The following is a 24,502-nucleotide window of genomic DNA, read 5'->3' as shown; positions in this document are numbered from 1 at the left end:
AGCTAGTCCAACTGGTTCAGCCAGTCGAAGTCACGCACCGAGATCACGCCCGAAATGATAATCCCGGCAATGATCGCCCAGAGCACCACCGAAATGCCGGTGGTGATCCACATCTTTTTCTTCAGATGATGCTCTTCGGGTGCCCCCGCATGGGTGCCCGGCACAATCTCACCGACATCACCCTGCGTTTTGATCCGCACCGGCAATACAATAAGCAGCGTTAGGAACCAAATAACGGCGAACAAGACCAGAGCGGCAGTGATCGTCATAAGAGGGCCTCCGGCCTAAGGATTAGATCTGTTCCAGTTCGACAAGGCAGCCGTTGAAGTCCTTGGGATGAAGGAAAAGAACAGGTTTGCCATGCGCCCCGATCTTCGGCTCGCCGGACCCCAGCACACGCGCGCCGGTTTCTTTCAGGTGGTCGCGGGCCGCTATGATGTCCTCAACCTCATAGCAGACATGGTGAATGCCGCCGGCCGGGTTCTTTTCCAGAAAGCCGTTGATTGGGCTGTCATCGCCCAGCGGATACAGCAGCTCGATCTTAGTATTGGGCAGTTCGATAAAGATCACCGTCACACCGTGATCAGGTTCGTCCTGCGGTGCACCAACTTTGGCACCCAGCGCAGTCCGGTACTGCTCGGCAGCAGCCTCAAGGTCCGGGACGGCGATGGCAACGTGGTTCAGACGACCAATCATAGAACTCTCCTCTGTTCAGCGTTGACTGGGTTATGGGGGCAGCCCCTGCAAAGAGCAAGTGCGCCAAATCGCCCATTAACCCTGTGTTAGCCAGAAGTTCCTAGCGTGAGGCATCTGCTGAACAGGAGCTTTGCCATGGACGATTCGGGCCCATTTGCCACCTCGCCCCCTCTGCCCAACGCCAACCGGCCTTTACTGGGTCAGACCATCCTCATTGTCGAAGACAGCCGGTATGTCTGCGACGCGATGCGGCTGATGTGTATGCACAGCGGCGCGCGCATTCGCCGCGCGGATTGCCTGAAATCCGCCCGCCGGCATCTGAAGATCTATCGCCCGTCTGTCATAATTGTGGATATGGGCTTGCCTGACGGCTCCGGTGCTGATCTGATCGGCGAACTTAACAAGGCGGTCCCGCGTATTGGCGCCATACTGGGCATGTCCGGCGATGACGGGGCGCAGGCCATGGCGATTCAAGCGGGGGCAGACGGTTTTCTGACCAAACCGCTAAGCTCGCTTGCCTATTTCCAGCGCAGCATTCTGGAGCTTTTGCCCGAGGATCGTCGCCCAAGTGACCTGCATGCGGTGCAAGATGAGATCATCCAGCCGGACCCGATGGCCTATCAGGATGATATGGCGCACATCGCCGATGTGCTGACCGGAACTAACGACAGCAACGCGCTGGATTATGCCGTTCAGTTCCTGCGCGGGGTGGCCCGGGATGCAGATGACACCGCCCTGGCCGAGGCCACGCGGCAACTGGCGCTGTCGCAGGCCGCAGGGGCACCAATCACAATCCACGCGGCGCGCGTCGCCGGTCTGGTGCAAAATCGCCTGAAGCAAAGGGAGGCAATCTGAGGTGACTGTTGCCTATTTCATCACCGCCACTTTGCTGTGCGCATGGTTCTATCACCGGGCCAGAACCACAGCACGTTCTATCCGGACCAGCCGAGAGGGCCGGAGACAGCTACTCGAATAGGTCGCGACAAACTCATGCGCCTGTGAACCCGATCTGCGGACGCGGCGAAGAAAGCGTCCGCGCACGGTGGACGCTTTGCTCTCACTCTTGCGGGATGATGCGCAGGCCCAGTTCCATCAGCTGATCCGAACTTGGATCCGAAGGGGCGTCCATCATAAGGTCTTCGGCGCGCTGGTTCATCGGGAACATCATGACCTCGCGGATGTTAGCCTCATCGGCCAGCAGCATCACGATCCGGTCGATACCCGCGGCACACCCCCCGTGCGGCGGAGCGCCATAATGGAACGCATTGAACAATGCGCCAAAGCGGGATTTGACCTCATCCGCACCATAGCCTGCCAGTTCAAAGGCCTTCAACATGATCTCGGGCTTGTGGTTCCGGATCGCGCCCGAAACCAGTTCGTACCCATTACAGGCCAGGTCATATTGATAGCCGCGCACATCCAGAGGATTCCCCTCCAGCGCCTCCATCCCGCCCTGCGGCATTGAGAAGGGGTTGTGCTCAAAGTCGATGGCACCGGTTTCTTCGTCCTGCTCGTAGATCGGGAAATCCACAATCCAGGCAAAAGCGAAACGGTCTTTCTCGGTCAGGTTCAGTTCTTCACCGATCACATCACGCGCTTTGCCCGCCACTTTTTCAAAGGCTTTCGGCTTGCCGCCCAGGAAAAACGCCGCATCGCCGACGCCCAGCCCCAGTTGCTGCCGGATCGCCTCGGTCCGTTCGGGGCCGATGTTTTTCGCCAACGGGCCAGCCGCCTCCATCCCCTCGCCCTGATCGCGCCAGAAGATATAGCCCATACCGGGCAGCCCTTCTTTCTGAGCGAATGCGTTCATACGGTCACAGAACTTGCGGCTGCCACCGGTCGGCGCCGGGATGGCGCGAATCTCGGTGCCTTCCTGCTCCAGCAGCTTGGCGAAAATCGCGAAGCCAGACCCGCGAAAGTGGTCGGAGACCACTTGCATTTTAATAGGATTGCGCAGGTCGGGCTTGTCAGAGCCATACCACAAAGCAGCATCCTTATAGGAAATCTGCGGCCAGTCCTGATCGACCTTGCGACCACCGCCGAACTCTTCGAACACCCCAGTCAGAACCGGCTGGATCGTGTCGAACACGTCCTGCTGCTCGACAAAGGACATCTCGAGGTCAAGCTGATAGAAATCGGTGGGCGAGCGATCCGCGCGCGGGTCCTCATCCCGGAAACAGGGCGCGATCTGGAAATATTTGTCGAAGCCCGAGACCATGATCAACTGCTTGAACTGCTGCGGCGCCTGCGGCAACGCATAGAACTTGCCCGGATGCAGGCGCGACGGCACCAGAAAGTCGCGCGCACCTTCGGGTGACGAGGCCGTAATGATCGGCGTCTGATACTCACGAAAGCCCTGATCCCACATCCGACGGCGCATTGAGGCGACCACATCCGAACGCAGGGTCATGTTCTGTTGCATCGCCTCGCGGCGCAGGTCCAGATAGCGATAGCGCAGGCGGGTTTCCTCAGGATATTCCTGATCGCCGAAAACCATCAGCGGCAGTTCGTCAGCGGCGCCCAGCACTTCCAACTCGCGCACGTAAACTTCGATCTCACCGGTGGGCAGTTTTGCGTTCACCAGATCGGCATCGCGCGCTTTGACGGTGCCGTCGATGCGAATACACCATTCCGAACGCACCTTCTCCAGCTCGGCAAAAGCCGCGCTGTCGCCGTCGCACAGAACCTGCGTCACGCCGAAATGGTCGCGCAGGTCGATGAACAGCACGCCGCCGTGATCTCGGACGCGATGCACCCAACCGGACAGGCGGACGGTTTCACCGACATTGGCGGCGGTCAGAGCGGCGCAGGTGTGGCTGCGATAGGCGTGCATGGATCATATCCCTTCGGGCGCAGAATTCGTCGCGCCGATACACCCTGTCAGGCTTGGAAAGTCAAGGCGACTTGGCCCTTCAAAACGGCCTTTGCACATTGCCCGAGTAGAAATAAATGCCAAGACCCGCAGCAAAGATGATATTGCCCGCAATCGCGTGCAGCAACACCGCAAAAAAGAACGATCCCCGCTTGCGATATGCCCACGAGAACAAAAGCCCGCCGGCAAATGTCATCAGAGCGACGATCCAGCTCCAGTACATCAGATGAGCGAACGAAAACAGGGCCGCGTTCAGCAGGTCGGCCCCGCGGCCAGCAGGCAGAACCGCTTGGTAGCGGCGGAAGAACAACGGTCGGAACAACAGTTCTTGCGGCAGCGCAGACAGCAACGGGTATCCGATCCAGATAAAGGCTAGCATCTCTGGACGGTGCAGCAGCAGAAAAAACGCCGCATCGGGCCGGGTCATGGTCACCAGACAGGCGCAGAAAACCAGCATCGCTAGCGAAAACAGGATGACCTCACGCCACGTCCAGTTGCGCCAGCCACAACGCAGCTCGGCCCAGGAAAATCCCGGTGTATTGTGCAGCAGAATGATGCCTAGCGCAGTAAAGGCAAACAGGGCCGGGAACATCCAGTTGGGTGGAAACAGGACTGCAATCAGCAACGGTGCGGCCACGAAGAATGCGCCGAATTCCAGTCGAAGGCGCATCTGCGGAACGACCGCCGGGGTCAATTCACCCTGTTCGCTCATAGTGTTGCCAGCTCCACTCGGATCAGCCCTCTCAGGGAATTGCCCATGTGTACGCTCCTGGCCTTATGCAGATCGGTCAATGTCAGAGTTGCCTCGGTAACCCTTTCTGTTTCCAGCAGTTCCTCGCGCAGGATGCCGGGCAACACCCCCGAAGACAGCGCCGGTGTCAGCCAACGCCCATCGGGTATTTCTAGGAACAGGTTTGTGATGGAACCCTCACACAGTTCGCCAAGCTCGTTCAGAAACAGCAGCTCGTCCAGACCGTCAGGCAAAGCCGCGCGCGCAGTGTCATAAACCGCGCGGCGGGTTGTCTTGTGGCCCAGCCAGGGATCCGACGAATTCAGCCTGACCTCTGAAACCCCCAGCCGCCAGTGCGACGGGTTCTCAGTCAGCACCCCTGTTGTGACGTCAAATCGCCCAGCGGCATCCAGTGTGAGTCGGCAGCGCAGCGGAACATCTTCTTTGATCGCCTCCAAGACCCCGAGCGCCCGATCAGCGTCAAAAGCAATGTCCAGCACATCTGCCGAACGCGCCATGCGGGCAAGATGGCGATCACGTCGGACAAACCCCTGACCGGGCCGGAATGCCAGTGTTTCGATCAGACGGAAATCAGGCTCAGTTGGCGTGCAAATCGGGTTTTCCATAAGGCTTCCTCGTACTCGGACGGGGCCGTGCTGTCCCAGACGACGCCACCGCCCACGTTCAGCGTTGCGACGCCATCGTCAACCATCAACGTGCGAATCGCGACGTTGAATTCCGACCGCCCGTCGGGGGCCGCCCAGCCAATCGCTCCGCAATAGATATCGCGCGGCCAGGGCTCAAGCTCGGACAAAATCTCCATCGCGTGGATCTTGGGCGCACCTGTGATAGAGCCGCAGGGAAACAATGCGTTCAGAATATCTGACAGCCCGGCCCCCACCTGCAGCTTTGCCCGAACAAGCGAAACCATCTGATGCACTGTCGCATAGGTCTCGACCTTAAAAAGCTCGGGCACTGTCACCGTCCCCGGCAGAGCGACCCGGCTGATATCATTACGCAACAAATCGACGATCATCAGATTTTCAGCGCGGTTCTTGGCATCTTGGGACAGAAAGGCCCGACGACGCGAATCTTCGGTCAGATCTTCGCTACGGGGCTGGGTGCCCTTCATCGGGCGTGTTTCGATAAGCCCATCTGCATCTGTCCGGAAAAACAACTCGGGCGACCGGCTCAGCAGATCGGGCAGCCCGTCCTGCAGCACCAACGCCCCATGCCCGACCTGCTGCTTGCTCAACAATGCAGCGTAAAGGGCCGAACTGTCCCCGGTAAACTGCAGATCGATCGGAAAGGTCAGGTTGGCCTGATAGATATCCCCAGCGCCGATGGCGTCGTGAACAGACCGGAATGCGCGCGTATAGCTCGCCTCGTCCCAGCGCGGCTGAAACGCGGAGATAGCTGCCGGGCCTGTGGGCAGGTCCAGCGTCGATGGCGAATCATAGACCCCAAAACACAGCAGCGGCAGGCGTCGCCCATCCAGCAGCCGCTCCTGCAGACGCGGCTCAAGCACATAGCCCAGCTCATAGCTGGCATATCCCGCAAGCCAGGCCCCCTGCGCCCGCGCCTCATCCAGCGCTGCCAAAGCTGGCGCGACATCCGCTGCAGTATCTGCACGGATCAGCCGAACAGGCCGGTCAAAGCCGGTTCCTGACCCCGCAGGTCCGTGATCGAAACGAATACGCAATTGCTTCCTCATCTACCGTCCTGCGCGATATAGAGAATACGGTGACAAGGGAAAGGGGGGAAAGCGGCAAATTCGCTTCTGTTTCCGATCCCTCTTGAACCTTTCGTCCCGGTCCCTATAACCCACGACAATTTGGGCGCTTGGGCGGTGCCCGCGACTCGTGCAAAATCGAAGGGGCTTGGCCATGCCGAAGAGAACCGACATACAGTCGATCATGATCATCGGGGCGGGCCCCATTGTCATCGGACAAGCCTGCGAGTTCGACTATTCCGGCGCACAAGCGTGTAAGGCGCTGCGCGAGGAAGGGTACCGGGTTATCCTGGTGAACTCAAACCCGGCGACAATCATGACCGACCCCGGCCTGGCCGATGCCACCTATATCGAACCGATCACGCCCGAGGTTGTCGCCAAGATCATCGAAAAAGAACGCCCCGATGCGCTGCTGCCCACCATGGGTGGGCAGACTGGCCTGAACACCTCGCTGGCTTTGGAAGAGATGGGAGTGCTGGAAGAGTTCGGCGTCGAGATGATTGGCGCCAAACGCGACGCCATCGAAATGGCTGAGGACCGCGCCCTGTTCCGTGAAGCGATGGACCGGTTGGGCATCGAAAACCCCAAGGCCGAGATCGTGACCGCCCCCAAGGATGAGAGCGGAAAGAAAAACCTCGACGCCGGCGTGGCGCTGGCTCTGGAAACTTTGGAAACAGTGGGCCTGCCTGCGATTATCCGCCCCGCCTTTACCCTAGGCGGCACCGGCGGTGGCGTGGCATATAACCGCGAGGATTATATCCATATTTGCCGCTCGGGCATGGATGCCTCGCCCGTGGGTCAGATCCTGATCGACGAAAGCCTGCTGGGCTGGAAAGAATACGAGATGGAAGTGGTGCGCGACACTGCCGACAACGCCATCATCGTGTGTTCCATCGAAAACGTCGATCCGATGGGCGTGCATACAGGTGACTCGATCACTGTGGCCCCGGCCCTGACGCTGACCGACAAAGAATACCAGATCATGCGCAACCACTCAATTGCCGTTCTGCGTGAGATCGGCGTCGAAACCGGCGGGTCGAACGTGCAATGGGCGATCAACCCGGTCGATGGCCGCATGGTTGTGATCGAGATGAACCCGCGCGTGTCGCGCTCCTCCGCGCTGGCCTCCAAGGCGACCGGTTTCCCGATTGCCAAGATCGCGGCCAAGCTGGCCGTGGGCTATACGCTGGACGAGTTGGACAACGACATCACCAAAGTCACGCCCGCGTCGTTCGAGCCGACCATCGACTATGTTGTCACCAAGATTCCGAAGTTCGCGTTTGAGAAATTCCCCGGTTCCGAACCCTACCTGACCACGGCGATGAAATCGGTGGGTGAAGCCATGTCCATTGGCCGGACCATCCACGAATCGATGCAAAAGGCGCTGGCCTCGATGGAATCGGGCCTGACCGGCTTTGATGAGATCGAAATCTCCGGCCTGAATGTGGGCGTCTGGGAAGAAGCGACCGACAAGGCTGCCGTGATCAAGGCGATCAGCCAGCAGACGCCCGACCGTCTGCGCACCATCGCGCAGGCCATGCGTCACGGTCTGACTGATGATGAGATTTTCGGCGTCACCAAGTTCGACCCCTGGTTCCTGGCCCGCATCCGCGAGATCATCGACGCCGAGCGTCAGGTGCGTAAAGACGGCCTGCCCGTGACCGAGGAAGGCATCCGCAAGCTCAAGATGCTGGGTTTCACCGATGCGCGTCTGGGCAATCTGACCGGTCGTGAAGAAGACAATGTCCGCCGCGCCCGCCGCAATCTGGGTGTCTGCGCCGTGTTCAAACGCATCGACACCTGCGCCGCCGAATTTGAGGCGCAAACACCCTATATGTACTCGACCTATGAGGCCCCGATGATGGGTGAGGTCGAATGCGAGGCGCGGCCAAGCGACCGCAAGAAGGTTGTGATTCTGGGTGGTGGCCCGAACCGGATCGGTCAGGGGATCGAGTTCGACTATTGCTGCTGTCACGCCTGTTTCGCACTGACCGATGCGGGCTATGAGACCATCATGATCAACTGCAACCCCGAGACGGTTTCGACCGACTATGACACCTCGGACCGGCTATATTTCGAGCCGCTGACCTTTGAACATGTGATGGAAATCCTGACGAAAGAGCAGGAAAATGGCACGTTGCACGGTGTGATCGTTCAGTTCGGCGGTCAAACCCCGCTGAAACTGGCCAACGCGCTTGAGGCCGAAGGTATCCCGATCCTGGGCACCACGCCGGACGCCATCGATCTGGCCGAAGACCGTGAACGTTTCCAGGCGCTGGTCAACGATCTGGGCCTGAAACAGCCCAAGAACGGCATCGCCTCGACCGACGAACAGGCGCTTGAGATTGCCGAAGAGATCGGCTTTCCGCTGGTGATCCGCCCCTCCTACGTGCTGGGCGGCCGCGCGATGGAAATCGTGCGCGATATGGATCAGCTGAGACGCTATATCAACGAGGCCGTGGTGGTTTCGGGCGACAGCCCCGTTCTGCTCGACAGCTATCTGGCTGGCGCGGTTGAACTGGACGTTGACGCGCTGTGCGATGGCACCGATGTCCACGTCGCAGGCATCATGCAGCATATCGAAGAGGCCGGTGTGCATTCGGGCGACAGCGCCTGTTCATTGCCGCCCTACTCGCTGTCGGCAGAGGTCATCGACCGGATCAAGGATCAGGCATTCAAACTGGCCAAGGCGTTGAATGTGGTTGGCCTGATGAATGTGCAGTTCGCGATCAAGGATGATGAAATCTATCTGATCGAGGTAAATCCGCGCGCCTCGCGTACGGTGCCCTTCGTCGCCAAGGCCACAGACAGCGCCATCGCATCCATCGCCGCGCGCTTGATGGCGGGGGAAAAGCTCTCGGGCTTCCCGATGCGCCCGGCCTACAAGACGGTCGACGACACCAAGATCGCCGATCAGATGACGCTGGCCGACCCGGATATGCCATGGTTCTCGGTGAAAGAGGCGGTGCTGCCCTTCGCCCGTTTCCCCGGCGTCGATACCATTCTGGGCCCCGAGATGCGCTCGACCGGCGAGGTTATGGGCTGGGACCGCGACTTCCCGCGCGCCTTCCTGAAGGCGCAGATGGGGGCTGGCATGGTGTTGCCATCGTCTGGCCGTGCCTTCATCTCGATCAAGGATGCCGACAAGACACCTGCGATGCTCGAGGCAGCTCAGGTATTGGTCGGACAAGGGTTCTCGTTGGTCGCAACCCGCGGCACGCAAACCTGGCTTGAGGCACAGGGCGTGGCCTGCGATGTGGTCAACAAAGTCTATGAGGGTCGCCCCGACGTGGTCGACATGCTCAAGGACGGTCAGGTCCAGCTGGTTGTGAACACAACCGAAGGCGCACAGGCGGTCGAGGACAGCAAGGCGATCCGCTCAATCGCGCTCTACGACAAAATCCCCTACTACACCACGGCGGCGGCAAGCCACGCGGCCGCGCTGGCGATCAAGGCGCAGGCCGAAGAGGAAGTCGAGGTAAAGTCGCTTCAAGGCTGATCCACGATACAAAACAAGCAAAAAGCCCCGGCCCGTCCGGGGCTTTTTTCCTTTTGCTCTGCAGCGCATGATGGCGAGGTGCGACCTGCGGAGGATCACATGAAGCTTTTTACGACAGTCGGATCGAACAACCTGCGGCGCTCCATCCGCTTTTACGACGCGATTTTCGCTGTGCTTGAGCAACCCCGCCTGCCGGGGTGGTCAGAGGGCTGGGCCGGATGGGGCACCGAGCCCGATGAAGGCACTGGTTTCTGGATCTGCACCCCGTTCGATGGTGCACCGGCCAGCACAGGCAACGGCACAATGATCGCCTTTCCTGCCAAAAATGCGGATCAGGTTCGCCGATTTCATGATGCCGGAATATCAAATGGTGGCACAAACGACGGCGAACCGGGCGTCAGAGATCGCTATGCGGCTGATTTCTATGTAACTTATCTGCGCGATCCCGATGGGAACAAGCTGTCAAGTTTTCTGTATCGCTATGACCCGGACGAGGATAAGGGCGGCTGATCCGACCGCCCTTCCCTTCAGGCTGCAGCTAGTCTGCGTCTCTCCTCTCGCGAAAAGAAGATCATGTAGAACACTGGTGCAGCGACCATGGTAAGGATGGTTGCAAAGGCCAGCCCGCCCATAATCGTCACGGCCATCGAGACAAAGAACGCATCCGTCAACAGCGGTGCCATGCCCAGAATCGTGGTGATCGCAGCCAGCATAACGGGGCGGAGGCGCGAGACTGAGGCTTCGATGATCGACTCGCGCAGGGGTTTTCCTGTGGCGCGGACGAGGTCGATTTCCTCAACCAAAACGATCCCGTTCTTGATCAGCATGCCCGACAGGCTCAAAAGGCCCAGCAGTGCGGTGAAGGTAAAGGGCAGACCGGTGCCCAACAGGCCGATCACCACGCCGTTCACAGACATTGGCACCAGCAGCCAGATGATGATGGGTTGCCGTATCGCATTGAAAAGCAGGACGGAAATCAGAACCATGATCAGCAGGCTAAGCGGCAGTTGCTTGCCAAGGCTTTCCTGTGCGTCACCCGAATCCTCAAACTCGCCGCCCCATTCCAGCTTGTAGCCCAGAGGCAGCTCCATCTCTTCGATGGCACCGCGGACTTCGGCATGAACCTGGGCGGCTGTCAGTTCGGGCGGGATCTCGGCGCCGACGGTGATGGTGAGCACCCGATCTCGGCGATGAACCAGCGTATTGACTGATTTGTACTCAAATCCATCCACCATTTGTTCAATTGGTACAAAACGCTGAGACTGATCCGAGTACACAACCTGATCGACAATCGAGTACTCCCCATCCGCCGGACGGCGCAGAATGATGGGGATTTGACGATCGCGTTCCCGCAACACGCCACCAGTGATCCCGTCGGTCGAGAATTGCAGCGTCGCGGCGATGTCTTCGCGGGTGACACCTGCGGTCTGCGCGCGCTCGGTGGCATAGATCGGCTGAACGGCCAGTTCCTGTTCACGCCAGTCGTGGTGAACATGCAGCGCGTTCGGAGATGCCGCCATCATGCGCTGCACCGCCTCATCCGCAAGCTGTCTCAACACAACCGGATCGCTGCCCGAGAAGCGCGCCTGAATTGGGTCACCTCCGCCGGGGCCAAAGATCAGGCGTTTGGTGCGGAACTCGCCCTCGGGGAACTGGGCCGAGCCGAAGGCGGCAAGGTCGGCCTGCAGTGCGGGGATGTCATCCAGCGTTTCGGTGCGGATAATCATATGACCGTAGCTGGGGTTCGGTTTTTCTGCCGAATAGGTCAGCATGAACCGTGTGGCACCCTGCCCCACAAATGTGGCGACCGAGACGACGTCATCACGCTGGGCCAGCCAGTCTTCAAACACTGCCATATCCTGGGCCGTGCGGGCGATGGGTGTGCCTTGCGGCAGCTTGTAATGCACAAAGAACAACGGCGTGTTCGAATTGGGAAAGAACTGCTGCTTCATCAGACCAAAGCCCGCGAAGCAAACCACCGTAATGCCGACGAGGCCAACCACCACCAGCCAGCGGAACCGCAGGGCCCAGTTCAGGATACCGCCATAGATGCGGAAGAGGATGCCGCTATAGGCGTCGACCTCACCCTCTTTGCCCTGTTTGAAGAAATAGTGACCCAGCATCGGCGTGACGGTGATCGCCAGAACCCAGCTGAGCAGCAACGAGATTCCGATGACGGCAAAGAGCGAAAACAGGAACTCTCCGGTTGCATCCGGGCTGAGGCCAATGCCTGCAAAGGCCATGATGCCGATCACCGTGGCCCCCAGCAGCGGGATTTGGGTTTTTGACGCAACCTCTTCCGCCGCATCGCGCGAGGATTTGCCGCGCAGCATCGAGATTTGCATCCCTTCGGCCACGACGATGGCGTTGTCGACGAGCATGCCCATGGCGATGATCAAGGCGCCCAGCGAAATCCGCTCCATCTCGATCGAGAATATGGACATGAACAGAAGCGTGCCAACCACTGTCAGCAGCAGGGTTGAGCCCACAACCACAGCGGCGCGCCATCCCATAAAGATGCCCAGAACAGCAACCACAATGGTCACTGACAGGGCGAGGTTTACGAGGAAATCGTTCGAGGCCTGTTCGACCACGACATGCTGCTGATAAATCGGCAGAATATCGACGCCAAAGGGAATCTCGGTGTCCAGTTCGGCGAATTTGGCATCTGCACGCTTGCCGACCTCGACAATGTTTTCAGTCGCAAGTCCGGCGATCCCCAGCGTGAACGCTTCGGTCCCGTTGAAACGGATCATGATGTCAGGGTCATTCTGCCGGGCGCGGTAAACATCTGACATATCGAACAGGTTGACGACCTGCCCTTGCGAGCCAACCGACAAGCCGGCAATCGCGGACACGCTGTCGGACCCTTCGGCAGTCAGGATGGTTGTGCGATCATTGCCCGAGCGCAGCGAGCCGGACGCATTGACCGAATCCGCATTGGCAATCGCATCGTTGATCGCCTGCAAAGGGACGTTCTGGTTCACCGAGATCGACAGATCAGGTTCGATAAAGATCGCCTCATCCGGCAGGCCCTGCACCTCGACATCTGCAACGCCCGGAACGGTCAGCAACTCGCGCCTAAGGAAGGTGGCCAGTTCGTGTTTCTCGGCGTCTGAAAATCCTTCTGCGGTGACGGCGTAGAATAGTCCGAAGACATCGCCGAAGCCGTCATTCACATAAGGCGCGCTGACGCCTGATGGCAGTGCGCGCGCCGCATCGCGCACTTTGGCGCGCAGTCGAGTCCAGATGTCAGGTAGTTCCGAGCCGTCATAGGTGGATTTGATCTCAACCTCGATCAGCGACTGACCCGGCTGATTGACCGAGGTAATGACATCGACCTCGCCCATCTGCTGGATGGCGGATTCGATGGGTTCGGACACCTCCAGCGCGACTTGTTCGGCCGTTGCACCGGGGTATTGCGTGGCGATGACTGCGTTTTTGATGGTGAAGGCCGGATCTTCAAGACGGCCAAGCGAGGTAAAGCCCCAAATGCCACCAAACAGAGCGATCAGGATGATGAGCCAAGTGTAAATTGGCCGGTCGATAGACGCGCGTGCGATATTCATCGGTCCGTCCTTTAATTCGCAAAGCCGGCAAAGCGGCGGACGGTCTGGCCATCGGTCAGGGTAGCCCCCCCGGCCACCACAATCTCATCCCCGTCCGTCAGGCCGGTCAGAACGCGGACATCGCCGGTTTGGGTGGGTTCGATGGTCACCGGGACGCGGCGCACTGTGCCCTCATCTGCACCGACTGGCGAGAAGACCATGACGCCCAGCGCGCCATCGGGCTCGGCGACGATGGCGGTGGCGGGGACCACGATTCCGGTGCGTTCGTCCTGCACCTGCACATTCACAGTGACGGATGAGCCGGGCAGGATTTGCAAATCATCCGGCGGTGTCAGGCCGAACTGAATGCGAAAGGTTTGGCCCACACTGGAGGTTTCGGCATCGAATTCGCGGATTTCCAGCGGGAAGACTTCGTCGCTGACCGGGAATTTGGCAGTGATGGAGATCTCGTCTTCCTGCCCCGAGCGTTGAAACAGGATTTCGGGAACATCCACTTCGATGCGCAATTCTGACATATCGTGGATACGCACGATGGGCGCGCCCGCAGAGATGGTGCTGAACGCCTCGACCGCGCGGCTGGAGACCAGCGCATCGAAGGGTGCAGTCAGGGTGGCATGTTCAAGCTCATATTCCGCGTCGCGCAGCGCAATTGCTGCAAGCTGCGCGTTTGTTTCCGCGTCATCTACCGCCACCTGACTGGCCGCGGTGCCGCGCAGGCGCGACAAACGGGCGACAGTCCGGTCAGCCTGTTCCTTCTGCAGGCGTGCACGATTCAGTCGCAGCTCGAACGGTTCCTGATCGAGGCTGGCAATCAGGTCGCCCTTGCCGATTACAAAGCCTTCGGTCACCGGCATGTCGATGATTTGTCCGGCCACCTGAAAAGCAAGATCAACGGTCTGGCGCGCAGCGACCCGACCAAAGAACTGGCGGGAAAAGCCCGGCGCGGTTTCCCGGACCAGCATCAATTTGACCGGTTTGGGGGTATCTTGTGCGGCAAGCGGCGTTGCCAGAAGGGTCAGGGCGAGGCCCAGTGAGGTCAGGAGTTTCATTTCGTCAATCCCTCGGGAATTCCCGTTTTCAGAATATTGTCTCGGATTTTATGCGCCAGTCGCGCGAATATATCTGTTTCTTCGGCATCCAGCCCAGAGGCGCTGCGGAAGAGTTCTCCGGCGACTGTGACCAGCATGTTGCGTGCCTCTTCGCCCTGCTCGGTCAGGACCAACAACCAGGCCCGGCGATCTTCGGGGTCGCGCTGGCGGGTCAGATAGCCTGTGGTTTCCAGCGCGTCTGCAGTTGCGGTGATCGTAGACGGCACGGTCAACATATCGGTGGCCAACACCCCCATGCGCTTAGGCTGATCCAGCTTGATCAGCATGTGGCATTCCTGATGGCTGAGGTCGGTTTCGATGCAGTCAAAGCTCTCCTCAAGCTTCCAGTAGAGCGCATAGACGCCCATCATGGCCTGTATCTCAGGGCTCAGTCGGCCCAGTCGGGTACTGATGTCATCTGGCATTGGGGGCTCCGTCGATGTGCGTGGAATATACTTCGATTTATGAACTATTCAAGATGTGAAGCTGAATTCGGATAAATCCCCCACATTCCGTTAGGTCAATCTCTCTTGATCAAATGCGAGTGTGACTGCATTTTGTGCAAATCCAAACATTCAGGACCTGCCATGCATACGCCCGCCATCACCGGTACCGGTGTTTTCACGCCTGAGAACATCATCACCAACGCCGAGCTTGTCGAGGCGTTCAACGCCTATGCGGACAAGGTGAACGCCGACAACGCCGACGCTATCGCGGCAGGTCTCATAGAGCCGATGCAGCATTCCTCGGAAGAATTCATCGTCAAGGCATCGGGTATCGAGAACCGCTATGTTATGGACAAAAGCGGCGTTCTGGACCCCGGCACCATGTGTCCCGCGCTGCGCCAGCGCAGCGATGACGAACCGGGTATCATGACCGAGATGGCCGTGGACGCCTGCGCCAAGGCGCTGGCGCAGGCCGGGCGCAAGGCCGACGACGTCGATCTGGTGATCTGCGCGGCGTCGAACCATGAACGGGCCTATCCGGCTGTGGCCATCGAAATCCAAAAGGCGTTGGGGATCAACGGCTTTGGCTTTGACATGAATGTCGCCTGCTCATCTGCAACCTTTGGCATCCAGGCGGCGGCCGATATGGTGCGGTCGGGCTCGGTTCGCGCGGCGCTGGTAGTCAACCCCGAGATCTGTTCGGGCCATCTGGAATGGCGCGACCGCGACTGCCATTTTATCTTTGGCGATGTGGCCACAGCCACGCTGATCGAGCGTGCCGATGCCGCGCAGGGACCGCATTTCGAGATACTATCGACCCGCTGCGCCACTGAGTTTTCCAACAATATCCGCAACAATAACGGCTTCCTGCGCCGCTCGCGCCCCGATGGAATGATCGACCGTCGCGATATGCAGTTCATGCAGAACGGGCGGAAGGTCTTCAAGGAAGTGCTGCCCATGGTCAGCCGCCATATCAGCGATCATATGGAGGCCGAAGGTGTCGGCAGCGATGACCTGAAGCGCCTGTGGCTGCATCAGGCGAACAAGACGATGAATGATTTTATCGGCAAGAAGGTTCTAGGGCGCACACCGGAACCCGACGAGCAGCCCAACATCCTGCAGGATTATGCCAACACCTCATCCGCAGGTTCGATCATTGCGTTTTCCAAATATTCCGATGATCTGGAGGACGGCGATGTGGGTCTGATCTGCTCGTTCGGTGCGGGGTATTCGGTGGGGTCCGTGATTGTACGACGGCACGGTTAAGTATCGCGGCCATCCTAAACGTTGAGCAGCAGCTGGGCTTTCTCTGAATCCCTTCGATGATCGACCTTGCGAATGTAGGTCTGCGCGCGCTGGAGCGCATCGTACAGATACTGGTCTGGCCCAAGCATCTTTCTTGCATTTAGTTCCATTGTGCTGAGCAGATCAAATTCGACGCGTTCCAGCGTGCAGTGCCAACCGCCTTCATATTCGCCCGCCCAGTTGTTCGTGTAGTAGCGCAGCAGTCGATTTCTGACCGTATAGCCGTGGTAGTCGAACGCGATGCTGCCATTTGTGACAAAGATATGATTTCCGGCAAAACCTTCGGCGGGAATGATGCGTTCGGCATAGAAACCCGGCAGCGGTCGAATCTGCAGGTAAACACCCGCCAGAATGTGACAGGCTCCATTGCCGAAAAACACCCGGTCAGGCAGAGCCCATCGCCTGTGCGGGTCTTTTTTGACGCCGGGCTTCATTCTGTACATGCCAGCACCTACACACCCGGACTATCAGTTTTGAAACATACAGCTGCGCCGCCTTGCGAGAAAAGCCAGCACAAAAAACTGACGAACTTGAGAACTCAGCTGACGCTTTCTTCTTCCAGGTGCAGCTTCATCTCTATCAGGACCTGTTGCAGCATGCTGGTTTCTTTCAGCAGGCGTTTGGCCTCGTTCACTGTGATGATGCCATCTTCGATCGCGGCTTGATATTCGGTCATCAGCATCGCGAACCGCTGGCTGAGCGCGATAACATCGGCGTTGACGCCGCCTGTGCGCGGGCTGTCCGAGTTGCGTCCGTCATAGGACAGCGTGATGTTCTGCAGATCGGCCAGCGCAGATGTGACATGCGGATAGGTTGATGCGTTTTCCAGACGAGCCACTGCATCCACGGGCATGAACCTGTCGGCATGTTCGGCATTGTCCGAATAATACCGGCCCAGCGTCGCCTTGGATTTACCGGTTATCTCGCATGCGGCTTCGATTCCGACATCCTTAACCAGTGCTTCGGTATGCTTTTTGAGGTAAGCCCCGATATCTGCCATGTTTGTACCTTTTTGTCTGCGAACCCGATCCCATCCGCCTGTGCCGGGGAAAGGGCAGGGAAATTTCCCATACTCGAGTATTAATTCAAATGTCATATATTGGCTATCCCTCAGATAAGCAGGGATTTTGTGAGTGAGTGGCGGCAGTTCATGCCGGTAAAGAGTAAAAGTAGGGCAAGATTTTAGCCTTACGGTGTATTGGCCACATGATGGCTGACGTCGCTGGAGCGGTCGTGGAGCTTCCATCCCCAAGAGCATCTGCTCAGGCTCTGCAACTGCAACAGCGGCGTCTCTTATTGGTGGGCGCAAAGATAGGTTGCCCCAATACCCGGTGCAGATTAGACCCGCCGCCATGGCAAAACTATATTTCAACTATTCTACTATGAACGCGGGAAAATCGACGGTGCTTTTGCAGGCGTCGCATAACTATCGCGAACGCGGCATGGACAGCTATCTGATGACCGCTGCGGTTGACGGGCGCGCCGGGACCGGGCGCATTGCCTCGCGCATTGGTATCTCGGAAGAGGCCGACACCTTTCGGCCCAATGACAACGTATTTGTGATGATCGAAGCGCGGCTGCGCAACGGGCCGGTTGCCTGCGTTTTTGTCGATGAAGCGCAGTTTCTGTCGGAAGAGCAGGTATGGCAACTGACCCGCGCGGTGGACGACCTGCGGGTGCCGGTGCTGGCCTATGGTCTGCGCGTGGATTTTCAGGGCAAGCTGTTTCCCGGCTCGGCGGCCTTGCTGGCGTTGGCCGATGAGATGCGAGAGGTCCGCACCATCTGCAAATGCGGACGCAAGGCAACCATGGTGATTCGCCAGGATGAAAACGGTAAAGCCATCACCCAAGGCGCGCAGGTACAGATCGGCGGGAACGAGACCTATGTCTCGCTCTGTCGCAAACACTGGCGCGAGGCGGTCGGCCGCTAGACTGGATTAGGCAAGGGCCGCCCGGCGACAAAGGCCGCGACATTATCCAGGGCCATATACCCCATATCGCTGCGAACCTCTTCGGTCGCGGTGCCCAGATGCGGTAGCAGCGTGACGTTTTCCATGTCACGCAGCGTCTGCGGCACTTTGGGTTCAAACTCATAGACATCCAGACCGGCGCCTGCGATCTGCCTGCCCTGCAGCGCAGTGATCAAAGCAGATTCGTCCACCACCTCACCCCGTGCGATGTTGATCAGAAAGGCTGCAGGTTGCATGGCCGCCAGAACCTGCGCATTGATTAGGTGCTGCGTCTCCGCCCCGCCTGGTACCGCGACGACCACGAAATCCACATCCGCGGCCAGCTGCAGAAGGTCAGGAATATAGTCCGCCTCAAAGGCGAGTTCTTTGCGGCTGCGGGCGCTATAGGCGACGCTCATGCCAAAGCCCAGATGACACCGTCGCGCGATGGCCTGCCCGATGCGGCCCATTCCGACAATGCCCACACGCTTGCCGCTGACGTGATGGCCCAGCATCTGCGCCGGGTGCCACCCTTGCCAGTGGCCTGCCCGGACAAGCCGTTCGCCTTCGCCCGCGCGGCGGGCGGTCGACAGCAGCAGGGTCATTGCGATATCTGCGGTCGCGTCGGTTACCGCGCCGGGTGTGTTGGTGACCTTAAGCCCGGCGCCATGGGCCGCCGCAACATCGATATGGTTGTAGCCGACGCCGAAATTGGCCAGCAATTTGCACCGGGGCGACGCTATTTCGTCAAATACCCGGGCCGAGAACTGATCGCCGAGGGTGGGCACCACCACGTCAAACTCGGTCAAGGCGCGCAGCATCTCGTCATGGGTCAGCGGCGCAGTCGATTCGCGAATCTCGGCGTCAAATTCGGCCCGCGCGCGCTGTTGTACCACCGAGGTCATCGGCCGGGTGAGCCAAAGCCTCATCAATGCATCCTTCCGCCGCACGGAACCTGACCATCCGGGCCGATCAGCACGATCTCTCCGTTTTCGTCGGGCAGGCCCAGCACCAGAACTTCGGACATGAACTTGCCGATCTGACGCGGAGGAAAGTTGACGACGGCCATCACCTGTTTCCCGACCAGCGTTGCCGGATCGTAATGCGCGGCGATCTGGGCCGAGGTTTTGCGTTCGCCGATCTCGTCGCCAAAATCGATCCACATCTTGATCGCCGGTTTGCGCGCCTCGGGATAGGGTTCGGCTCGCAGGACCTCGCCAACGCGGATGTCGACCTTGAGGAAATCGTCAAAGGTAATGTCAGCCACGCGAGAGCTCCTTGGATCGGGTGGTGGCGGCACCAACGGCGCGGTGCAGCAGGTCGGGAAAGCCGGTCTCTTGATGCATCAGCACCTCAAGTGCGGCCTGTGTTGTGCCATTTGGGGATGTCACGTTAACGCGCAGCTGTGCGGGGTCTTCGTCAGCAGCCATGGCCAGCGCCCCTGCCCCGGCAACGGTCGATTTGGCAAGCCGCATAGCTAGATCACGGGGCAGCCCCTGCGCCTGACCCGCTGCAGCCAGCGTTTCGATCAGATGAAAGACATAAGCCGGTCCCGATCCGCTAACGCCGGTAACGGCATCAATCTGGCCTTCGTTTTCAAGGCGGACGGTTTCGCCAATGGTAGACAGAAGGTTTTCAGCCAGCGCTATATCCGCGTCCAACGCGTTTGAGTTTCCGATCAGGGCAGTGATGCCCTGCCGAATCGCGGCGGGTGTATTGGGCATGGCACGTACAATCGGCGTGCCCTGCCCCAGAACGGTTTCAAATGTATCGAGCGACGTGCCTGCAGCGACCGAGATAAACAGGCTGCCACCACCGCCCAGCGCCTGTATCGCAGGCAGCGCCGCGCCCATCATCTGCGGTTTGACCGCAACCAGCACAACAGCTGGGGCTTCGGGCAGTGGTGTGTTGATATGGACACCCTGCGCTCTGAGCCAGTCGGAGGGTGCCGGATCAATGACCCAAACAGACGCAGCGGGCAGACCGTGATCCAGCCAGCCCGCCAGCATCGCAGAGCCCATTTTACCGCATCCCAAAAGCACCAGCCCCTGTTCTGCGACACGTGTCATGTCCATGGATTGCCCCTCGCCTTTGATTTCAGGTTCGGGGCAAAGGTTTACGCGCGGCCGTAGGCCTCTGCAATGGCGACTTGCATCGCATCTTCGGGGTCGCGATTGCCCCAAGTCACCAGCTGAATCGCGGGATAGTACCGCTCAGCGCTCAGCACAGCTGCGGTGATCATGGTGTCTATCTGCTCGGCGCTGGCTGTCTGACCACCCGCCAGCACCAGACCATAGCGATAGACCATCAGCTTTTGGTTCGCCCAGTAGGTAAACGCCCCGGCCCAGCACTGATCGTTCATCTTGTTGAGCAACTCATACAGCTCGGATTCACGCTCGGCTGGTGGCTCCATCTCGAATGAACAAACCATCCGCAGGGTCTCATCAAAGTTAGACCATGCCAGCGTTATGGAATATGTGCGCCACTGCCCCTCAACAGCCATCGCGATCTGATCGTCGCCAATGCGATCGAAATCCCAGTCATGATGTTCGGCCAGATGTTCAACAATATCGATAGGATGAAGGTCTTCTTCGAGAAACTGCTCGGAAAGGGCCATAATGCCACCTCACTAATCTCTAGCATTTCGGGGCTGGCAGCGCCCCAGCGCTAGTTGCCTGCTCTACAAGCCGGGCTTCCCCCTTAGGCCTGTACTAAATATGGTGCGATGTGGTGGATGGCCTGACAACCCCATTTTTTGGGGATAACAGCAATAAGTTGTGGACAGATGGCAACGGGCGTCAAAATATTGGCCCTAATTGCAGCTTTGTCTTGATTAATTTCTGCGCTGCGTCAAAATTCATCGCACCGCGCAACCCGACGACGGATTGCACGCTGGTTATCGATGTCCTGAAATTGCGAGCTCTGTTGAAACGCGCGGGCGTTACTTCTCCAGCTTTGCCTCAAGCGCGGCGATGCGCGCCTCAAGCGAGGCGTTTTCTTCGCGGGCTTTCTGCGCCATCGCGCGGACCGCGTCGAATTCTTCGCGGGTGACAAAGTCGCGATCCGCCAGCCACCGGTCGATCATCGATTTCATCGCATTCTCGGCCTCTTCCCGCGCGCCTTGCGCCACGCCCATGGCGTTGGTCATCAGCTGGGACATGTCATCAAGGATCTTGTTGCGGGTTTGCATGGCTTTAACTCCGAAATCGTGATTGCTCTCTATATGGGGAATGATTGGCGCGGGCTCAAGGTTGACTTGCCCTGCAAACCCCGGGCAATGAGACGCACATGCAGGCTGTTTTGAATTTCCCCGATCTGTCGCCCGAACTTTTCTCGATTTCCGCATTCGGGATGGAGTTCGCCCTGAGATGGTACGCGCTGGCCTATATCGCAGGCATCCTGATTGCCTGGCGTATGGCGGTGATGGCGCTGCGGCGCCCTGCCTTATGGGACAGCGATACGCCCCCGATGAAGCCCGGGCAGGTCGAGGACCTGATCACCTGGATTATTCTGGGCGTTATTCTGGGCGGGCGTTTGGGATTTGTGCTGTTTTATCAGCCCTCTTACTACCTGTCGCATCCGCTGGAGATCCTGCAGGTCTGGCAGGGCGGCATGGCCTTTCACGGCGGGCTGCTGGGCGTTGTGATTGCGTCTTATCTGTATGCCCGCCGCCACAGCATCCAGATTCTGTCGCTGGGCGATCTGGTGGCGTATACGGTGCCCCCCGGCCTGCTGCTGGGGCGGCTGGCCAATTTCGTCAATGCCGAGCTGTGGGGCCGACCCAGCGAGGCGCCCTGGGCCGTGATCTTTCCGGGCTTTGCAGCGCAGGATTGCCCCGGCGTAGTTGCCGGGATGTGCGCTCGGCACCCATCGCAACTGTACGAAGCCGCGCTTGAGGGCGTGCTGCTGGGCGCGGCGCTGATCTGGCTGGCCTATCGGCGCGGGGCGTTTCGCAAACCGGGGCTGATCATGGGGCTGTTTCTGGCTGGTTATGGCGCGTCGCGGTTTCTGGTTGAATTCTTTCGCCAGCCGGATGCGCAGTTTGTCTCGTCCGGCAACCCGCTGGGGCTGGCCTGGCATGTGGGCGGCTATGGGCTGACGATGGGTCAGTTGCTGTCGCTGCCGATGATCGCGCTCGGCCTGTGGTTCGTACTGCGCGCACGACGGGTGGCATGAGCCTGCTGGATCACCTGATCGCGCGCATCCGTCAGGATGGCCCGATGAGCGTGTCAGATTATATGGCGGAATGCCTGCTACATCCCGAGTTGGGATATTACAGCACCCGCGATCCGTTTGGGGCGCAGGGCGATTTCATCACCGCGCCCGAGATCAGCCAGATGTTCGGCGAGATGATCGGGCTGTGTATTGCGCAGAGCTGGATGGATCAGGGGCGGCCCGCCCGGTTCTCGCTGGCCGAGCTTGGGCCCGGACGCGGCACATTGATGGCCGACATGCTGCGCGCAACCCGGGGTGTGCCCGGGTTTCATGAGGCCGCGCAGGTGGTGCTGATGGAAGCCTCGCTAAAGCTGAGAGGCGTTCAGGCGGACACGTTGACCGAGCACCAGCCGCTCTGGATCGATTCCGTTGCGGACCTGCCGGATGATCCGCTGTTTCTGGTCGCCAACGAGTTTTTCGATGCCCTACCCATCCGGCAATTCCTGCGCGATGGCGCAACCTGGCGCGAGCGGCTGATCGGAGCCGAAGATACCGCGCTGGGGTTCGGGCTGGGGGCAAACGCGCCGCAACCCGCGCTGGAGGAGCGGTTGAGCGATACGCAGGACGGCGATCTGGTCGAACTCTGCGCGGCAGCAACCCTGCTTCTTACCGGTATTGCCGGGCGAATCGCGACCCATGGTGGGGCAGCGTTGATTGTGGACTATGGTGACTGGCGCTCGCTGGGCGATACGCTTCAGGCATTGAAAGGCCATCAGCATACCGATCCGCTGCAAACACCGGGCGAGGCCGATCTGACCGCGCATGTGGATTTTGAACCGCTGGCGCTTGCCGCGCGTGCGGCGGGCTGTGCGCATACCCGCCTGACCTCACAGGGCGTGTTTCTGGAACGGCTTGGGATCACCGCGCGTGCGCAGGCGTTGGCGGCGCGACTGAGCGGTACCGAGCTGGAGACACTGATTGCCGCACATCGCCGGTTGACGCATCCCGAAGAAATGGGAAACCTGTTCAAAGTGCTGGGCCTTTACCCGGCGCAGTCAGCAGCACCGCCGGGACTGGAGCCATGACACTGGAAATCATCACCTCTGATCTGCTCGGCACAGTCCGGCATGGATTTTTCAGCCGCCGCGGCGGCGCTTCTTCGGGTATCTTTTCTGGATTGAATTGCGGCCATGGATCGTCGGACCAGACCGAGGCGGTGGCGCTGAATCGTAGGCGCGTAGCAAACGCGATGGAGGTCGCGCCCGACGCGATGGTGGGTGTGCATCAAGTGCATTCGCCAATAGTGCTGACCGTCGATAGCCCGATCAATGGTGAGAAACCCAAAGCGGACGCGGTGGTGACCGCCACGCCCGGTCTTGCGCTGACCATCCTGACCGCGGATTGCCAGCCGGTCCTGTTTTCCGACCCTGACGCCAATGTGATCGGCGCGGCCCATGCGGGATGGCGCGGCGCGCTGGACGGCGTTCTTGAGGCAACGCTGGACGCCATGGAGGCGCTGGGCGCAAGCCGCGAAAACACGCGCGCGGTGATCGGCCCCACCATCTCGCAACGCGCCTATGAGGTCGGCCCCGAGTTCATGGAAGACTTCATGGCCGCCTCGCACGATAATGCGCGTTTCTTTGCAAATGGACAGGATGACAGGCTGCAATTCGATCTTCCCGCCTATGGCTTGCACCGGCTGAGAGAGGCCGGAATCGGTCAGGCCGAGTGGACAAAACACTGCACATATTTCGACCCGGACAGGTTCTATTCCTACCGCCGGACGACCCACGCCAAAGAAGCGGACTATGGCCGCCTGATTTCCGCCATACGGCTGTGAGGTTTAAGGCAATTGTGGCAAAGACGCCCCGTTTTCGCCACAATTCTTGTGTTTACCAGAATAAGAATCGTGTGAATTTTTTGCCAGTGCTCAGATGGTTACCCGCTTGTCGGTCCTTTGGATTCTGGCATCCAAGTTAAAAGGATGCATATCAGCTTCATTTCTGTCCTGAATTCTTCCCGTATCAGCCTTATCGCTGCCGCAAATCAACAGCACAGTCTGAGAACCGGGAAAACGGGCTTCCGCCCAAATCAGAGCAGGATCAGAAAAAATGAAGACCAAATCTCGCTTTCTTAACGCAGTTGTCGCGGCGACCAGAGATCAGAAACTTGAAATGCCCTGGAAGCGGGTCTCAAGTCACTCGGCCCGAGTTGCACGCCGTATCGCGGTGCGACGCTGAGACCAAATCCTGACGGAACCAAGCTGCCGGTTCCGGGGAACAGAAAACAGATCAGGAGCTGTTCCAGCCTGATACCTGTTATGCCGTAGATTTGTCCTGCGGTCTTTTTTGGAACGTGTGTTCAGGTCGCGTTGACCTGTGAGTAACGAGTTTGTCTGGGGGTCAGTGTGTTGACCGAAAATCCGCGAAATTCATTCGCTGAGCATCGCCAAACCGGCGAA

At 59.2% G+C, this 24,502-nt stretch carries 24 protein-coding genes; 8 read left to right on the top strand and 16 right to left on the bottom strand.

Annotation, left to right across the window (positions count from 1 at the left end; all coding sequences use genetic code 11):
• Positions 1-2 precede the first annotated feature (2 nt).
• Entirely contained in the window at positions 3-269 is a 267-nt protein-coding gene (locus ACR0I7_RS00950) for a DUF1467 family protein (RefSeq protein ID WP_480507520.1), read from the bottom strand.
• A 22-nt stretch (positions 270-291) separates the two neighbouring features.
• A complete protein-coding gene (gene mce, locus ACR0I7_RS00945; protein ID WP_480507518.1) occupies positions 292-696 on the bottom strand; it encodes a methylmalonyl-CoA epimerase in 405 nt (134 codons plus the stop codon).
• A gap of 135 nt (positions 697-831) precedes the next feature.
• Here mce and ACR0I7_RS00940 point away from each other — a divergent pair, with 135 nt between their 5' ends.
• Positions 832-1,551: a response regulator gene (locus tag ACR0I7_RS00940; protein WP_480507516.1), complete on the top strand. Its 720-nt coding sequence runs from the start codon at positions 832-834 to the stop codon at positions 1,549-1,551.
• Between the two features lie 202 nt (positions 1,552-1,753).
• Here the strand turns inward: ACR0I7_RS00940 and aspS are convergent, their stop codons facing one another.
• The 4 genes from aspS to ACR0I7_RS00920 form a co-directional block, all read right to left on the bottom strand.
• On the bottom strand, positions 1,754-3,529 hold the full coding sequence (gene aspS, locus ACR0I7_RS00935) for an aspartate--tRNA ligase (RefSeq protein WP_480507514.1): 1,776 nt from the start codon (positions 3,527-3,529) through the stop codon (positions 1,754-1,756).
• 79 nt (positions 3,530-3,608) lie between these two features.
• Positions 3,609-4,280, bottom strand: coding sequence for a CPBP family intramembrane glutamic endopeptidase (locus ACR0I7_RS00930; RefSeq protein WP_480507512.1), 672 nt, complete (start codon positions 4,278-4,280; stop codon positions 3,609-3,611).
• Positions 4,277-4,924: an aminotransferase class IV family protein gene (locus ACR0I7_RS00925; protein WP_480507510.1), complete on the bottom strand. Its 648-nt coding sequence runs from the start codon at positions 4,922-4,924 to the stop codon at positions 4,277-4,279. Before ACR0I7_RS00925 ends, ACR0I7_RS00930 begins: the two co-directional genes overlap by 4 nt.
• A complete protein-coding gene (locus ACR0I7_RS00920; protein ID WP_480507508.1) occupies positions 4,879-6,012 on the bottom strand; it encodes an aminodeoxychorismate synthase component I in 1,134 nt (377 codons plus the stop codon). Before ACR0I7_RS00920 ends, ACR0I7_RS00925 begins: the two co-directional genes overlap by 46 nt.
• A 172-nt stretch (positions 6,013-6,184) precedes the next feature.
• On the opposite strand from ACR0I7_RS00920, the gene carB reads away from it, so the two are divergent.
• Together carB and ACR0I7_RS00910 are read left to right on the top strand one after the other, a co-directional pair.
• Positions 6,185-9,529 carry a carbamoyl-phosphate synthase large subunit gene (carB, locus tag ACR0I7_RS00915; RefSeq protein ID WP_480507506.1) on the top strand — a complete coding sequence of 1,115 codons (3,345 nt, stop codon included), beginning with the start codon at positions 6,185-6,187 and terminating at the stop codon, positions 9,527-9,529.
• 99 nt (positions 9,530-9,628) lie between these two features.
• Positions 9,629-10,039 (top strand): VOC family protein, encoded by a 411-nt coding sequence (locus ACR0I7_RS00910; protein ID WP_480507504.1) that lies wholly within the window; start codon positions 9,629-9,631, stop codon positions 10,037-10,039.
• Positions 10,040-10,056: 17 nt separating this feature from the next.
• Here ACR0I7_RS00910 and ACR0I7_RS00905 read toward each other — a convergent pair whose 3' ends face one another.
• The 3 genes from ACR0I7_RS00905 to ACR0I7_RS00895 are packed head-to-tail and all read right to left on the bottom strand — an operon-like array spanning position 10,057 to position 14,611.
• Positions 10,057-13,098, bottom strand: a complete 3,042-nt coding sequence (locus ACR0I7_RS00905) for an efflux RND transporter permease subunit (RefSeq protein WP_480507502.1) — start codon at positions 13,096-13,098, stop codon at positions 10,057-10,059.
• Between the two features lie 11 nt (positions 13,099-13,109).
• Positions 13,110-14,147, bottom strand: coding sequence for an efflux RND transporter periplasmic adaptor subunit (locus ACR0I7_RS00900; RefSeq protein ID WP_480507500.1), 1,038 nt, complete (start codon positions 14,145-14,147; stop codon positions 13,110-13,112).
• Positions 14,144-14,611 carry a MarR family winged helix-turn-helix transcriptional regulator gene (locus tag ACR0I7_RS00895; protein ID WP_480507498.1) on the bottom strand — a complete coding sequence of 156 codons (468 nt, stop codon included), beginning with the start codon at positions 14,609-14,611 and terminating at the stop codon, positions 14,144-14,146. The genes ACR0I7_RS00900 and ACR0I7_RS00895 overlap by 4 nt, the downstream gene beginning before the upstream one ends.
• A gap of 162 nt (positions 14,612-14,773) precedes the next feature.
• Between ACR0I7_RS00895 and ACR0I7_RS00890 the strand changes: the two genes are divergently transcribed.
• Positions 14,774-15,898, top strand: a complete 1,125-nt coding sequence (locus ACR0I7_RS00890) for a beta-ketoacyl-ACP synthase III (RefSeq protein ID WP_480507496.1) — start codon at positions 14,774-14,776, stop codon at positions 15,896-15,898.
• Positions 15,899-15,912: 14 nt separating this feature from the next.
• Here the strand turns inward: ACR0I7_RS00890 and ACR0I7_RS00885 are convergent, their stop codons facing one another.
• Both ACR0I7_RS00885 and ACR0I7_RS00880 read right to left on the bottom strand, forming a co-directional pair.
• A complete protein-coding gene (locus ACR0I7_RS00885; protein ID WP_480507494.1) occupies positions 15,913-16,380 on the bottom strand; it encodes a hypothetical protein in 468 nt (155 codons plus the stop codon).
• A gap of 95 nt (positions 16,381-16,475) precedes the next feature.
• Positions 16,476-16,937, bottom strand: coding sequence for a hypothetical protein (locus ACR0I7_RS00880; RefSeq protein WP_480507492.1), 462 nt, complete (start codon positions 16,935-16,937; stop codon positions 16,476-16,478).
• Positions 16,938-17,289: 352 nt separating this feature from the next.
• Here ACR0I7_RS00880 and ACR0I7_RS00875 point away from each other — a divergent pair, with 352 nt between their 5' ends.
• Positions 17,290-17,868: a thymidine kinase gene (locus ACR0I7_RS00875; protein ID WP_480507490.1), complete on the top strand. Its 579-nt coding sequence runs from the start codon at positions 17,290-17,292 to the stop codon at positions 17,866-17,868.
• Here the strand turns inward: ACR0I7_RS00875 and ACR0I7_RS00870 are convergent.
• From ACR0I7_RS00870 to ACR0I7_RS00850, 5 genes are all read right to left on the bottom strand, one after another.
• Positions 17,865-18,815, bottom strand: coding sequence for a 2-hydroxyacid dehydrogenase (locus ACR0I7_RS00870; RefSeq protein WP_480507488.1), 951 nt, complete (start codon positions 18,813-18,815; stop codon positions 17,865-17,867). The genes ACR0I7_RS00875 and ACR0I7_RS00870 overlap by 4 nt on opposite strands.
• The gene (locus tag ACR0I7_RS00865) at positions 18,815-19,153 is read right to left on the bottom strand and encodes a tRNA-binding protein (protein ID WP_480507486.1); all 339 of its coding nucleotides are present in this window, start codon (positions 19,151-19,153) and stop codon (positions 18,815-18,817) included. The genes ACR0I7_RS00870 and ACR0I7_RS00865 overlap by 1 nt, the downstream gene beginning before the upstream one ends.
• Positions 19,146-19,961, bottom strand: coding sequence for a pyrroline-5-carboxylate reductase (proC, locus tag ACR0I7_RS00860; RefSeq protein WP_480507484.1), 816 nt, complete (start codon positions 19,959-19,961; stop codon positions 19,146-19,148). The genes ACR0I7_RS00865 and proC overlap by 8 nt, the downstream gene beginning before the upstream one ends.
• 41 nt (positions 19,962-20,002) lie before the next feature.
• The gene (locus ACR0I7_RS00855; protein ID WP_480507482.1) at positions 20,003-20,503 is read right to left on the bottom strand and encodes a type III secretion system chaperone family protein; all 501 of its coding nucleotides are present in this window, start codon (positions 20,501-20,503) and stop codon (positions 20,003-20,005) included.
• A gap of 324 nt (positions 20,504-20,827) precedes the next feature.
• Complete coding sequence (locus ACR0I7_RS00850; protein ID WP_480507480.1) at positions 20,828-21,076, bottom strand: accessory factor UbiK family protein; 249 nt, start codon at positions 21,074-21,076, stop codon at positions 20,828-20,830.
• A 98-nt stretch (positions 21,077-21,174) separates the two neighbouring features.
• Here ACR0I7_RS00850 and lgt point away from each other — a divergent pair, with 98 nt between their 5' ends.
• From lgt to pgeF, 3 genes are read left to right on the top strand one after another with little or no spacing between them, the layout of a single operon-like run.
• Positions 21,175-22,062 (top strand): prolipoprotein diacylglyceryl transferase, encoded by an 888-nt coding sequence (gene lgt, locus ACR0I7_RS00845; protein ID WP_480507478.1) that lies wholly within the window; start codon positions 21,175-21,177, stop codon positions 22,060-22,062.
• On the top strand, positions 22,059-23,126 hold the full coding sequence (locus ACR0I7_RS00840) for a class I SAM-dependent methyltransferase (protein WP_480507476.1): 1,068 nt from the start codon (positions 22,059-22,061) through the stop codon (positions 23,124-23,126). Before lgt ends, ACR0I7_RS00840 begins: the two co-directional genes overlap by 4 nt.
• Positions 23,123-23,881, top strand: a complete 759-nt coding sequence (gene pgeF, locus ACR0I7_RS00835) for a peptidoglycan editing factor PgeF (protein WP_480507474.1) — start codon at positions 23,123-23,125, stop codon at positions 23,879-23,881. Before ACR0I7_RS00840 ends, pgeF begins: the two co-directional genes overlap by 4 nt.
• Positions 23,882-24,502 lie beyond the last annotated feature (621 nt).

The organism is Ruegeria sp. AM1, from assembly GCF_056540745.1.
Note: the sequence above shows the minus strand (reverse complement) of the source record. Positions and strands in the feature narration are given on the sequence as shown.

Bases quoted from the DNA above. Each gene is read 5' to 3' on its own strand.
- ACR0I7_RS00890 (WP_480507496.1), top strand. From the start codon at position 14,774: ATGCATACGCCCGCCATCACCGGTACCGGTGTTTTCACGCCTGAGAAC.
- ACR0I7_RS00920 (WP_480507508.1), bottom strand. From the start codon at position 6,012: ATGAGGAAGCAATTGCGTATTCGTTTCGATCACGGACCTGCGGGGTCA.
- ACR0I7_RS00905 (WP_480507502.1), bottom strand. From the start codon at position 13,098: ATGAATATCGCACGCGCGTCTATCGACCGGCCAATTTACACTTGGCTC.
- ACR0I7_RS00895 (WP_480507498.1), bottom strand. From the start codon at position 14,611: ATGCCAGATGACATCAGTACCCGACTGGGCCGACTGAGCCCTGAGATA.
- carB (WP_480507506.1), top strand. From the start codon at position 6,185: ATGCCGAAGAGAACCGACATACAGTCGATCATGATCATCGGGGCGGGC.
- mce (WP_480507518.1), bottom strand. From the start codon at position 696: ATGATTGGTCGTCTGAACCACGTTGCCATCGCCGTCCCGGACCTTGAG.
- proC (WP_480507484.1), bottom strand. From the start codon at position 19,961: ATGGACATGACACGTGTCGCAGAACAGGGGCTGGTGCTTTTGGGATGC.
- pgeF (WP_480507474.1), top strand. From the start codon at position 23,123: ATGACACTGGAAATCATCACCTCTGATCTGCTCGGCACAGTCCGGCAT.
- ACR0I7_RS00900 (WP_480507500.1), bottom strand. From the start codon at position 14,147: ATGAAACTCCTGACCTCACTGGGCCTCGCCCTGACCCTTCTGGCAACG.
- lgt (WP_480507478.1), top strand. From the start codon at position 21,175: ATGCAGGCTGTTTTGAATTTCCCCGATCTGTCGCCCGAACTTTTCTCG.
- ACR0I7_RS00940 (WP_480507516.1), top strand. From the start codon at position 832: ATGGACGATTCGGGCCCATTTGCCACCTCGCCCCCTCTGCCCAACGCC.
- ACR0I7_RS00855 (WP_480507482.1), bottom strand. From the start codon at position 20,503: ATGGCCCTTTCCGAGCAGTTTCTCGAAGAAGACCTTCATCCTATCGAT.
- aspS (WP_480507514.1), bottom strand. From the start codon at position 3,529: ATGCACGCCTATCGCAGCCACACCTGCGCCGCTCTGACCGCCGCCAAT.
- ACR0I7_RS00840 (WP_480507476.1), top strand. From the start codon at position 22,059: ATGAGCCTGCTGGATCACCTGATCGCGCGCATCCGTCAGGATGGCCCG.
- ACR0I7_RS00925 (WP_480507510.1), bottom strand. From the start codon at position 4,924: ATGGAAAACCCGATTTGCACGCCAACTGAGCCTGATTTCCGTCTGATC.
- ACR0I7_RS00910 (WP_480507504.1), top strand. From the start codon at position 9,629: ATGAAGCTTTTTACGACAGTCGGATCGAACAACCTGCGGCGCTCCATC.
- ACR0I7_RS00880 (WP_480507492.1), bottom strand. From the start codon at position 16,937: ATGGCAGATATCGGGGCTTACCTCAAAAAGCATACCGAAGCACTGGTT.
- ACR0I7_RS00875 (WP_480507490.1), top strand. From the start codon at position 17,290: ATGGCAAAACTATATTTCAACTATTCTACTATGAACGCGGGAAAATCG.
- ACR0I7_RS00930 (WP_480507512.1), bottom strand. From the start codon at position 4,280: ATGAGCGAACAGGGTGAATTGACCCCGGCGGTCGTTCCGCAGATGCGC.
- ACR0I7_RS00850 (WP_480507480.1), bottom strand. From the start codon at position 21,076: ATGCAAACCCGCAACAAGATCCTTGATGACATGTCCCAGCTGATGACC.
- ACR0I7_RS00870 (WP_480507488.1), bottom strand. From the start codon at position 18,815: ATGAGGCTTTGGCTCACCCGGCCGATGACCTCGGTGGTACAACAGCGC.
- ACR0I7_RS00950 (WP_480507520.1), bottom strand. From the start codon at position 269: ATGACGATCACTGCCGCTCTGGTCTTGTTCGCCGTTATTTGGTTCCTA.
- ACR0I7_RS00885 (WP_480507494.1), bottom strand. From the start codon at position 16,380: ATGTACAGAATGAAGCCCGGCGTCAAAAAAGACCCGCACAGGCGATGG.